Genomic DNA, 10,381 nt, shown 5'->3' on the forward strand with positions numbered 1-10,381 from the left:
AAAATCCACCCATTCCCTGTTTTGTCATGGAACCAAAACATCTATCTTCCCTGACTTTGAGCCTAGCCTCTCAAGACGTGCGCCGAGTTTTGGATAAGCAGAAGGAAGAACGGCAAATTTTGCTAACTCAGACGAATATTTTATTTGTGGCAAATAGCGCATTGTTAAGTGTTCTAACTATTGCCAGATTGCTTTCTGTCTTTAGCTTATTTAGTATTATGGAGGTAGTGTTATTCTCAGTAAACTTTACCTTGCTGGTAAATGCTTTACTACCACGTCAGTTTGTCATCTCACCAAATCCAGAAAACGAACAATTTCTGGAAACATATTTGGTCATGAACCCTGAAGAATATCAATTGCAGATGATAGTTAACTTAGTAGAGACGTATAATGCTAACAAGCAGCCATTGAATGACATTTCTCTATCTTTGTTCTATGCTGCCGGCGTTACTTGGGGACTTGCCTTAGTGGCTTTGCTACACGTGGTAGCTGTGTACTTTATGCCCAATTTACAACGTTTATGAGTTCGTCTCAACAATTTAACGGTGAAGAATCTAAGGTTAGAGGCTTGCGTTTGCCAAAACCCGATCCTGCAAATATTACAGTCTTAACCCCCAACTTACCAAATAAACCTATCCTCCCATGGACTCACTTTGACTCTCCATGGCTAGATAACGAAGTCGAAGAATCAGAAAAAAGGATAAAGGATAAGGAATAAAGGATAAAATTTATCCTTTACATTTCATACTTCACACTTCAGCTGACAATGCCACACTATCAAAAACTACTTAGGGTTTCTACTACTGGGAAATCCTTACACAACATCACCCCTAAAATTGAAGCTATAGTTGCCGAATCAGGAGTTGAGTCAGGTCTGTGTACCTTGTTTTTGCGTCATACTTCAGCAAGTTTGCTAATTCAAGAAAATGCAGATCCAGATGTACTTAAAGATTTGGCAAACTTTATGGCAAAACTTGTGCCAGAATCAGCTCCTTATATCCATGATGCTGAAGGTCCTGATGATATGCCAGCACACATCCGCACAGCTATAACCCATACTTCAGAAAATATACCTATCAATAACGGTCATTTGGTCTTGGGTACTTGGCAAGGAATTTATGTGTGGGAACACAGACAAAGAAGTCATGTCAGAGAATTAGTTGTTCATATTTTTGGATAGTTTAGTTTTTGGTTGTTAGTGGTTAGTTGTTGGTTGTTCTACTAACCACTAACCACTCACTACTAACTACTAATCACTAACTACTAACCAATTGAAAAATGAAAATTACTGAATTAATAACTTGGTTTGAAGAATGGGCAAATCCAGCTTGGCAAGAAAGTTGGGATAATTGCGGTTGGCAAGTTGAGCCTGGGGTGTTGCAGGAAAACGCCCGAGTATTGGTGTGTCTAACACCTACTTTAGCGGTCATGCAAGAAGCGCTTGCTTTACGCAATGCGGGTACCCACGTGAATCTGATTTTTGCTCACCATCCCTTGATTTTTAATCCGCCTAAGTCCCTACGCAGAGGCGATGCTGTCAGTGAAATGGTTCGGTTAGCATTTACTCATAATATTGGGATCTATAGCGCTCATACCAACTTTGACCAGGTTGAGGATGGAACGGCTGATGTTTTGGCTCAAATTTTAGACCTCCAGCAAGTTTCTCCTATTGTCACTACCCAATCGAGTTTGGGATACGGACGTGTGGGAAATCTCAACTCATCCCTCAGTTTAAAGAATTTACTGATAACAATTCAATCTAAACTTACACCCCCTAATTTGATTTTCTCACCAACAGAAGATTTAGAACAACTGATTTCAAGAGTTGCTGTCTTGGGTGGTTCGGGTGCTAGTTTTATTTCGGCAGTTCTTAAAACAGGTGCTCAAGCTTACTTAACTGCTGATTGTAAGTTTCATCAATTTCAAGAAAGTCGCGATCGCAATCTCATTTTAATTGATGCCGGACACTACGCAACAGAACGCCCTGCATGCGATCGTCTAGTACAAAAGTTACAATTCTTAAACGTAGACTGGGTGCAGTTGAGCCATAAAGATGAGGATTTCCGCTTATTTCTTCAATCTACGCCTTAGAAATCTGTGTTTCATTTTTTGCAAACTTTAACTGAAATTTACCATCTCTTGAAAAAACAAGAGTGGTCTTTAGTTTATTATCTATAATAAGTATAGAAATCATAAGTTATTCGTGAAACTCTCTTTTCTCTGTGTCCTCTGCAGTTCAACAGAAATCTATCTCACAAATCAATGACTGGTTGCTCCCTCTACTTTTAAGCTTGGGTTTTGAATAGTGAATAAATTTTTTTCATGCATAAATAATGGTGCAGTGCTGTGTGCGTATCCCAAGGCTACTCTAGACGTAGTAACATAAAAACAGATAATAGCAGTAAAAACTCAGACAAGATAGTATAAATAAATAATTAAAAACTCATAAATCTCACAGGATATGCTGGCAAGAGTGGTGTTCTTTGTGTATAATGATTTCAATAAAAATAAGGTATAATGAGAATGAATAGAACATACAGTTAGTGTGACTTTAATCACAGAAAAAATGCAGAAAAAATCACAAAGATATATAGATTTGCATCAAACCAAAGGAAATTAAAAAAAGCCACAGTGGAGGGACGAACTCACCAACATCTACTCCAATCACATGATCCGCACACTCGTTGAATCTGCTTTCCAGACTGGATGTCTCAGTGTTGAATCTGAAGGTCTCCTTTACCAGGTGCTAACAGCAAGAAGTTATCAATCAAAAGATTTGATAGCCTTATCAGCGCTATATGACGCAGTTCGTGTTGGTCAGATTAAACGAGAATCATCTTCACGCAAAGCTATGCCTTTAGAGTTTCTCGTATACAATCCAGTCGGCTAATTTTGCCTGAAAGATGAGTTGGTGGTGAATGGTTGAGAATAGGAAACACGATTCGGATTGGGTAGCAAGTAAAAAAAAAGAACTATTCAATATGTTGTTTGGTGAAAAGACGTGAAGGTCACAAGAGAATAAGCTAAGATCGAGTATATAGGGGTAAAAGTAAAGCAAAGTCCCTAGAGTTACTAAGGATGCCAATGATTACAAGTGGGCAACTAAAGCAACCGCAATTACCTTTTGTTGTGGAGTATATTTTATTACATAATGGTAAAGAGGGCTCACCGGAGTCTTTTAATCCGGTCGGGGTAAATCCGGAATTATGTGACTTCATTTGAAGTAAACATTTTTTGAATCACCCCGACTAGGATTGAGTTTAGCTGGTACAGTTACAGCAAACTTTATGACCCAAAAAAGCCCACATAGCTAAAAAACTACAAATCAGCCTTTGGCTTGGGTCAGGACAGACGCCTCAATTGGGAACGTTGTACGAACCTAAAGAAGGCGTCACACACTCGGGAAAACCCAAATGTTGACAGATTTAACTAGATTTAAAAAGGCAGAAGCAATAGATGCTACACCGCAAGATTTATCAGCTTTGTTGCGATGGGCGGGAGGTATGCGTGTTCTTGCGGGACCAGCAACGCTGGATTGAACGCGCCCGTATCATCGATATTGAGGGAGATTTAGTCACCCTCCGTTATGAAACAGAAGAAGAAGACGAAGTATGCTCTTGGGAAGAAATGGTTCGCCTTGAAAGCATTGGTGCTGTCACTCAAAAACTAGCATCAGTCCCCCGTGGCAATGTCGAACCTCTTTTAACAGAAGACTGTCCTGAAGCAGAACGCATCCGCAATCGCTTTACTGATTCAAATCCAGATTAGCTAATGGCTAATAGCTAATAGCTAATGGTTAAGAGCTAATTGCTAATGGATTTTTAGCAATTAGCAATTAGCTCTTAACCATCATTATTTCGTTCAAAGGCAGGGCAATAACCTTCAAGAGTTACCTTGAAGTTGTATAACGGGGACGAGGGGTTCCAACACCTTTGTCCCCTTTGGTGTCGGCATGTACCGCAACAGTCTACATCAGACCATGCAGGACGATCGCTATTTTGATTGAGAAGTTCTCTTTGTGTTAGCCCCCGCAACACAAGTTCTTCTCCTTGCCAACGGGCTTCGATTAAACCCGTGTCGGCAAATTGTCGCCAACGAGGATCGGCTGCGATCGCATCGGGAAGGGTTATGGTAACAACAGATGCTAGTTCAGTCAGTTCGCCTTCATAATTGGTTTCTGGAGGTGCAGGTTGTAAAAAAGTTTCGCCAATGGGTAACTCTACCAAAATTCCTGCATTTGGCGAATGGAGATGGTATCGGTTTTGTAACTCTTCTAAACTGGTCAAATCAGCTAGGTATGCGGTGGAACCGTGGACAAAAACAACGTGTTGGGGTCGCAAATTGTGAATGAGTTGGGTCGTACCGGGACCATCACTGTGTTGGGCGAGCAGGTAAGTTTCTATATTGGTGATTTCGGCGAATCTGTTATCTATTTTTATGTTGGCTTTTTCTGGAAATAGAGTTAACCAAGGACCTGTTCCTGGAACGCAGTACTCGTGTAAATCGGCATCAGCGTCAGTCAGGATAATACAAGGTAACTGACCGATCTCAGAACGCTGTTCGGATCGCACTCGGCGCACGCGAGGACGTATTCGTTCATCCCAAAACAGTGGTTGATGGCGAGCAAAGTTTTGGACTGAGGCTGGAAAATACGGTAGAAGTTCCAGGTAAGCATCACATCCAAGAGCGACAGTGCCATCAACCCAAATATCTAAATCCCGTCCCGTAAAATGGTGGTGGCTGCGTAGAAGCATGAGCAATTCTTGACCCAATCCCAAGGTAGAGGTTGGTAGAATTACGGAATGACGATCTGCGATCGCTCGGTTGATTCTTTCGGCTAGTTGGTTCTCTTGGCTGCGGCGGTGAGGATGGCGGGAAGTTCCGTAACTTCCTTCAACAATGAGGACATCTAACTCCAAACCCCGCAATTCCTCCAAACGCAAACCTTCGACCAAGCGGGAGTTAGATAGGAAAAAATCTCCCGTGTACAAAAGTTTGTAGGAACGTTCTGCCGTTGTATACGTCAGAAGAATTGCTACAGCTCCAGGGAGATGACCGGCAGGAAACAATTCTGCTACCAAACCATCTTTAAATTCCACAGGTGAGCGTAGGGGTAATGCCTGACAAAAAGATGGGGTATCCTCAAAATCTTGGTCTAGCCAACTTAGGGGTAGTAATTTACTAGTGACTTCGCTGGCGTATATCGGTAAAAGTGGAAATGTTTTATGAAGTGACAACAACCCCCTCGTATGGTCTGGATGGGCGTGAGTGACGAGTACTAAATCTGCTGGTAGCGGTGTGCTTCCCCGACGCGCTGATTTTTTCAACGATTTTGCCAGGGGAGAGATATCCGTCAAGCCACAATCCAGCAGAATGCGGTGCGGTCCCATCCGCACCAACAAGCAAACACCTTCGTTATCATGATGGACACCATAAGACAAACACTCTAACTCACTCGCTGTACCCCTTGTATCCACCCCAGAGGATAGTGATAGGCGATCGCTCATTTTTGCCTCCCCTCTAATTTCATGTTTTTAGCCAATCGCCAAAAGCCAAATTTGTAGGGGAGGACACTTGCATGGGCTGAGAACCAAAGTAAAGTGTTTGTTCCGGACAGAAACTGTGGAAGGTAAATCCATCCACAGAGAGCCCCTTGCAAGCTCAGTTAGACATCCCCATCGCATTGAAATGGCTTTTACTTGCCTATAGAGTCTATACCAAACTTGCCCTGGGTTTAAAAAAAGTCGGTAATGAAACTTAATCAAATTTTAAGCTTAAGATGGTGAGCGATTGCATTAAGGTGATGGTCAAATTAATGAGCAGAACCGTTGCCATGATAGTTATCTGAGTCATAGAATCCGTTCTTCGTACCAAAGATCAAGCACGAAATTGTGAAAATGACTGTTAAAGCAACTAAAATCAGCTTGACATCCATATGTTTGTTACCCTCTACTCTAAAGACTTTCTGATTCTAATAGTAGCGATTCCTGCTTTTAGAAAAATCCCCTGAAAGTCTTTACTATGTTGGGGACAATTCAGCAATGAGTAAATCTACCCCAAATCTTATTATTTTAGGTTTTTTGGGTGATGCTGTCTACTGTTTGAATACCGCTAGGCTGTGCGAGGAGCAGGGCGAATCAATTTGCCTCTACACAAACAAAGTCCCTCCCTTGTTCGCCAGTCCCGGTGGTCGCGGGAAACCCGCCGGAGCGGGCTGGACTCACCACCTGCGTGGACTTCATACAATACTCGTTCCGGTGGCTCCACCTGGGAATGCACATCTAGAGTCTCCGCCTCCCGCGATCGATATGCTATGCAAGACAGGCGAACGCATTTCCGTTCAAAGTTCCGAATTATTACTTATAATCACTGAGATAAATGATGGAAATAATACGTAAAATATTCTCATGCCGCAACCTGCTGATATCAGCACCAAGAAACTGATAAGCCTTGCATCGGACAACTGGGTCAAATGGGTGACTCAACTCCCCAACGTTGAAGTCAAAGAGATGATTAACTCAGAGTTTCAATGGATTAGCCGTGAAAATGATGTTTTAATCCGCGTTCAAAACCCTGAATACGGAGAATTTCTCGTGCTTAATGAGTTACAATTGCGCTACAAAACAAATCTGCCCAAACGAATGCGGGCTTATGCAGCGTTAGCCGAAGAAAAATACGATCTTCCTACATATCCGGTACTTATTAACATTCTTAAAGAAGGTGATCTGACAATTCCCACAAGCTTTCAATCCAACTTTGCAGGTTTACAAGCACGACAAGATTATCGGGTAATTAATCTTTGGGAGGTGGATGTTGAAATCGTGTTTCAACAATCCTTGGCGTCGTTATTGCCATTTGTACCCATTCTCAAAGGTGGTGCAGAACAATCTACCATACAAAAAGCTTTGCAAATTCTGCGTACTGACGAACAGTTAAGTCAGTTAGAAACGGTTTTAGCGTTTTTTGCTAGCTTTGTATTAGATACTGCTTTAGTACAACAAATCATGAGGTGGGATATGGCAGTTTTGAGAGAGTCTCCTTGGTATCAGGAAATATTAAAAGAGGGAGAAGCACGCGGTGAAGCACGCGGCGAAGCACGCGGTGAAGCACGCGGTGAAGCACGCGGTGAAGCACGCGGTGAAGCACGAGGACGGCGAGAGGAGAGGTTATCAAGCATTGAAATGCTTTTAGAAATGAAATTTGGCACACAAGCATTACAGTTAATGCCAGAAATTTCTCAAATTACCGATCTAGAGCAGTTGAAGACCATTCAGCAAGCTATAAAAACTGTCAATAACCCAGATGAATTGCGCCAATTGTTCTGAAGCTTTACAAAAATTGGTAGCCATAAGCTTTGCGAATTCTGCGTACTGACGAACAGTTACGTCAGTTAAAGACGGTTTTAGCGTTTTTTGCTAGTTTTTGTATTAGATACTGCTTCAGTACAACAAATCATGAGGTGGGATATGGTAGTTTTGAGAGAGTCTCCTTGGTATCAGGAAATATTAAAAGAGGGAGAAGCACGCGGCGAAGCACGTGGCGAAGCACGCGGTGAAGCACGCGGTGAAGAACGAGGACGGCGAGAGGAGAGGTTATCAAGCATTGAAATGCTTCTGGAAATGAAATTTGGTACACAAGCATTACAGTTAATGCCAGAAATTTCTCAAATTACCAATCTAGAGCAGTTAAAAACCATTCAGCAAGCTATAAAAACTGTCAATAACCCAGAGGAATTGCGCCAGTTGTTCTAAGCTTTTACAGAAATAGGGAGCCATTTAAATGATGTGAGTTGTTCCACCTCCAATACGACTCGGATAAGCAGACATTAGAACCCCGGTTTTTTGAAGCAACCGGGGCTGTGACACAACAAAGCGATCGCATTTCCGGTAAAACTTTCGATTTCTTACGTGCGATTCCTAAGATAATTGATTATAGCGGTTTTCACTTGAGTGAAGTACAGATTTATCCGCGTTGGTCTGCTACAGGCTGCGGTTTCATAACTTTTTTATGTATTGCTCCCAATTGAAAACTGCGATAAATTAATGCACAATTTTCATGCCTGCCGCAATTACTGATATTATCACCAAGAAACTGATAGCTTTGCAAACCGCGATCGCACGTGAATGCAGTTACTCATTCAAGTCTGAACGAATGTTCAAGGTTGTTGGAAATTAGCTCGCAGAGTGTGTAGAATTTCTTGAGATAATCGTGGTAATTTCTACTATAATCTTGGATGATTTAGACCCGGTTCCGACGGCTTTATAATTCTTTATATTTTACTCTTTTCTTCTCTTTTTTCGCGTTTTGCGAAGACAGCGCTACTACGAACAGAATAAAGATACTTTATACATAATAGTGTTTTTTTCTTTCCCACTACTTACCTCACTCTTCTTCACTAACTTCAAAGTTAACCCGTGCGTAAATATCTTTAAAGCTTATTTGGAAATCTACAGAATTTAAGACTAAAACTGCCTCTTCCCCTTCATATTCTTTAAAAGTCCATTCTCCTTCTGTTTTTTTGAAATATTGTTCGATAGAAAAACTATACTGGTCAATTAATATATATTCTTGAAAAGCGGGAATTGAACGATAGTATTTAAATTTATCTGTTTTGTCAAAGGCTTGAGTCGATTTGGATAAGACTTCAACAATTAACATTGGATTAGTAATAGCTGTTTTGTTATTTCCTTCATACACGGGTTCTTCTTTAACAACCATGACATCAGGATAAGTATAGAGCCGATAACGATGTATCCAGAGTTTTACGTCTACCATATATACCTCATAATCTTTCTCTTGTAGTGTCAAGGGAAACTTTCTACAAAAATTGAGTGCAATTTTATTATGGTTAGTTGTTCCTCCTGGCATTGGAATAATTTCTCCATCTATATATTCACTTCTAAATTCTGCTTGCTCTTCTAATTCCAGATATTCCTGTGGCGTGTAATAGCGTTTTTCTACTTGTAAGACCATAATTTACCTCAATAAGCTAATAAGTTTATAACTTGTACAGCCTTAGTAAATTGACTTTTTGTGGGGTAGGTGTGCTCACCCGCCCTGCTATGCATTCTTCAATATGTACTATTTATATAGTACTGTATTGAGAAAACGGATTCTTTTTCAACCGCAGAGCACTCTGAGAGGATATCTGAAAAGTGTTAGGCAATAGACATAGGCGTGAAAAAGATGTAAGGGCGCAATGCCTTGCGCCCCTACTAAAGCTTTTGGGTAACGCATAATTAATCTCTGGAGATGTCTAATATAATTCGCTACTATACAAACAAAATTTACGGTGGCTGGTAAAGCCGAAAAATCAAGGTTTTCAAAGCCACGCAGGTGGGTTTCGCCTGTATAGACGCGATTACAAACATCGCCAAAACCCGATTCCGATTCTAAATGCGTTGAAAAATCACGGAAAGATTATTAGCTGGCATTTGGTAAGTTTTTACTAAAGTCAGATTTTGTGTCCTCGCTGTATCTACAACATCGTTGAGGTCCCGCACGCCCCATTCTGAATTTTGCGCTCGCAATGACTCGTCAAAAGCTATATTACTTGAGGCTGTATGTTTTCCATCGACTTTAAATGGTCCGTACATATATAAGATGCCTCGAGGTGGTAGGATGCGATTGGCACCTGCCATAAGTCCCAAGCAAGCAGACCACGGTGCAATGTGTACCATATTTATATTAACTATGGATGTTATTGGTGTGTCATTTAAGTCATCAAAATGAGACCATCTTGGTGATGCGTCTTTTTCTACTGACCAAACTGGCGCACAAACATCAATCTCAATAGGTGGATAAAGATTTTCGCACCGAAAGTTTGCAGACCATGCAGCAATACTGGCGCGTAATTGCGGATTGGGTTCGGAGGGTAACCATTTACGGGGCTTTAGGCGTGGAGCAAAAAAGACGGCGTGTTCTCCCGTACCGCTTGCTACTTCCAAAATAGTACCGTTCGCTGGCAGTACGTTCACAAGAACTTCCAAAATAGGTTCGCGGTTACGCTGCGTTGCAGGTGCGTATTTTCGAGCCTCGTCATTTGTCATTTGTCTTTGTTTCTAATTTTCCTATCGTTGACTTAGTTTTTGGTTGACACTGTAAAAAATAATAATCATAATATGGGAATGCGGCTTAAATCTTGCCATAATATTATTAAAACAAAGCACGTCTGCCATAGGTTTTAAAGCATAGCATCGGATTCTTACAGTCATCCAAAAGAATTTGCGAGTGCCAAGTATTAGGCATCGGGTATGAAAAACTGAAGCAGAAGCAAAACGGGTTTGTCAGTATATAATGTTTACTTTAATGACCAAAAAAGGATGAAGGATAAAGGATGAAGGCTGAAAAATCAGTTGATAGACCTACGACTTACTTCATA

The 10,381-nt window shown here is 41.2% G+C and carries 14 protein-coding genes and 1 pseudogene; 11 read left to right on the top strand and 4 right to left on the bottom strand.

The annotated features are described in order from the left end of the window. Positions 1-26 precede the first annotated feature (26 nt). From HC643_RS36975 to HC643_RS37000, 7 genes are all read left to right on the top strand, one after another. The gene (locus HC643_RS36975) at positions 27-524 is read left to right on the top strand and encodes a hypothetical protein (RefSeq protein WP_038073169.1); all 498 of its coding nucleotides are present in this window, start codon (positions 27-29) and stop codon (positions 522-524) included. Continuing rightward, a complete protein-coding gene (locus tag HC643_RS36980; protein WP_050045519.1) occupies positions 521-718 on the top strand; it encodes a hypothetical protein in 198 nt (65 codons plus the stop codon). Before HC643_RS36975 ends, HC643_RS36980 begins: the two co-directional genes overlap by 4 nt. A gap of 48 nt (positions 719-766) precedes the next feature. Then, a complete protein-coding gene (locus HC643_RS36985) occupies positions 767-1,180 on the top strand; it encodes a secondary thiamine-phosphate synthase enzyme YjbQ (RefSeq protein ID WP_038073167.1) in 414 nt (137 codons plus the stop codon). Between the two features lie 98 nt (positions 1,181-1,278). Beyond that, the gene (locus HC643_RS36990; RefSeq protein ID WP_038073165.1) at positions 1,279-2,091 is read left to right on the top strand and encodes a Nif3-like dinuclear metal center hexameric protein; all 813 of its coding nucleotides are present in this window, start codon (positions 1,279-1,281) and stop codon (positions 2,089-2,091) included. Between the two features lie 577 nt (positions 2,092-2,668). Next, positions 2,669-2,890: a hypothetical protein gene (locus HC643_RS36995; RefSeq protein WP_050045518.1), complete on the top strand. Its 222-nt coding sequence runs from the start codon at positions 2,669-2,671 to the stop codon at positions 2,888-2,890. Between the two features lie 523 nt (positions 2,891-3,413). Beyond that, positions 3,414-3,539 (top strand): hypothetical protein, encoded by a 126-nt coding sequence (locus tag HC643_RS42300; RefSeq protein WP_272900155.1) that lies wholly within the window; start codon positions 3,414-3,416, stop codon positions 3,537-3,539. Next, a complete protein-coding gene (locus HC643_RS37000) occupies positions 3,508-3,768 on the top strand; it encodes a DUF6679 family protein (protein WP_237266032.1) in 261 nt (86 codons plus the stop codon). Before HC643_RS42300 ends, HC643_RS37000 begins: the two co-directional genes overlap by 32 nt. A 74-nt stretch (positions 3,769-3,842) precedes the next feature. Here the strand turns inward: HC643_RS37000 and HC643_RS37005 are convergent, their stop codons facing one another. Both HC643_RS37005 and HC643_RS42305 read right to left on the bottom strand, forming a co-directional pair. After that, on the bottom strand, positions 3,843-5,507 hold the full coding sequence (locus HC643_RS37005) for an MBL fold metallo-hydrolase (RefSeq protein WP_038073162.1): 1,665 nt from the start codon (positions 5,505-5,507) through the stop codon (positions 3,843-3,845). A gap of 305 nt (positions 5,508-5,812) precedes the next feature. Further along, the gene (locus HC643_RS42305; protein ID WP_038073159.1) at positions 5,813-5,935 is read right to left on the bottom strand and encodes a membrane protein; all 123 of its coding nucleotides are present in this window, start codon (positions 5,933-5,935) and stop codon (positions 5,813-5,815) included. A gap of 106 nt (positions 5,936-6,041) precedes the next feature. Between HC643_RS42305 and HC643_RS37010 the strand changes: the two genes are divergently transcribed. From HC643_RS37010 to HC643_RS37025, 4 genes and pseudogenes are all read left to right on the top strand, one after another. After that, positions 6,042-6,398 (top strand): hypothetical protein, encoded by a 357-nt coding sequence (locus tag HC643_RS37010; RefSeq protein WP_038073157.1) that lies wholly within the window; start codon positions 6,042-6,044, stop codon positions 6,396-6,398. 9 nt (positions 6,399-6,407) lie between these two features. After that, complete coding sequence (locus HC643_RS37015; RefSeq protein ID WP_038073154.1) at positions 6,408-7,325, top strand: RpnC/YadD family protein; 918 nt, start codon at positions 6,408-6,410, stop codon at positions 7,323-7,325. A gap of 26 nt (positions 7,326-7,351) precedes the next feature. After that, a pseudogene (locus HC643_RS37020) lies at positions 7,352-7,751 on the top strand (transposase); the annotation flags it as partial. Positions 7,752-7,789: 38 nt separating this feature from the next. After that, positions 7,790-8,026 carry a hypothetical protein gene (locus HC643_RS37025; protein WP_038073152.1) on the top strand — a complete coding sequence of 79 codons (237 nt, stop codon included), beginning with the start codon at positions 7,790-7,792 and terminating at the stop codon, positions 8,024-8,026. Between the two features lie 356 nt (positions 8,027-8,382). On the opposite strand, the gene HC643_RS37030 is transcribed toward HC643_RS37025, so the two are convergent. Continuing rightward, positions 8,383-8,973: a Uma2 family endonuclease gene (locus HC643_RS37030; protein ID WP_038073150.1), complete on the bottom strand. Its 591-nt coding sequence runs from the start codon at positions 8,971-8,973 to the stop codon at positions 8,383-8,385. Positions 8,974-9,392: 419 nt separating this feature from the next. After that, positions 9,393-10,049: a DUF938 domain-containing protein gene (locus tag HC643_RS37035; RefSeq protein ID WP_038073148.1), complete on the bottom strand. Its 657-nt coding sequence runs from the start codon at positions 10,047-10,049 to the stop codon at positions 9,393-9,395. Positions 10,050-10,381 lie beyond the last annotated feature (332 nt).

This window comes from Tolypothrix bouteillei VB521301, from assembly GCF_000760695.4.
Lineage (GTDB): Bacteria > Cyanobacteriota > Cyanobacteriia > Cyanobacteriales > Nostocaceae > Scytonema > Scytonema bouteillei_A.

Excerpts from the sequence above, each read along its gene's own strand:
- HC643_RS36975 (WP_038073169.1), top strand. The coding sequence starts at position 27 with ATGGAACCAAAACATCTATCTTCCCTGACTTTGAGCCTAGCCTCTCAA.
- HC643_RS36980 (WP_050045519.1), top strand. The coding sequence starts at position 521 with ATGAGTTCGTCTCAACAATTTAACGGTGAAGAATCTAAGGTTAGAGGC.
- HC643_RS36985 (WP_038073167.1), top strand. The coding sequence starts at position 767 with ATGCCACACTATCAAAAACTACTTAGGGTTTCTACTACTGGGAAATCC.
- HC643_RS36990 (WP_038073165.1), top strand. The coding sequence starts at position 1,279 with ATGAAAATTACTGAATTAATAACTTGGTTTGAAGAATGGGCAAATCCA.
- HC643_RS36995 (WP_050045518.1), top strand. The coding sequence starts at position 2,669 with ATGATCCGCACACTCGTTGAATCTGCTTTCCAGACTGGATGTCTCAGT.
- HC643_RS42300 (WP_272900155.1), top strand. The coding sequence starts at position 3,414 with ATGTTGACAGATTTAACTAGATTTAAAAAGGCAGAAGCAATAGATGCT.
- HC643_RS37005 (WP_038073162.1), bottom strand. The coding sequence starts at position 5,507 with ATGAGCGATCGCCTATCACTATCCTCTGGGGTGGATACAAGGGGTACA.
- HC643_RS42305 (WP_038073159.1), bottom strand. The coding sequence starts at position 5,935 with ATGGATGTCAAGCTGATTTTAGTTGCTTTAACAGTCATTTTCACAATT.
- HC643_RS37010 (WP_038073157.1), top strand. The coding sequence starts at position 6,042 with ATGAGTAAATCTACCCCAAATCTTATTATTTTAGGTTTTTTGGGTGAT.
- HC643_RS37015 (WP_038073154.1), top strand. The coding sequence starts at position 6,408 with ATGCCGCAACCTGCTGATATCAGCACCAAGAAACTGATAAGCCTTGCA.
- HC643_RS37030 (WP_038073150.1), bottom strand. The coding sequence starts at position 8,973 with ATGGTCTTACAAGTAGAAAAACGCTATTACACGCCACAGGAATATCTG.
- HC643_RS37035 (WP_038073148.1), bottom strand. The coding sequence starts at position 10,049 with ATGACAAATGACGAGGCTCGAAAATACGCACCTGCAACGCAGCGTAAC.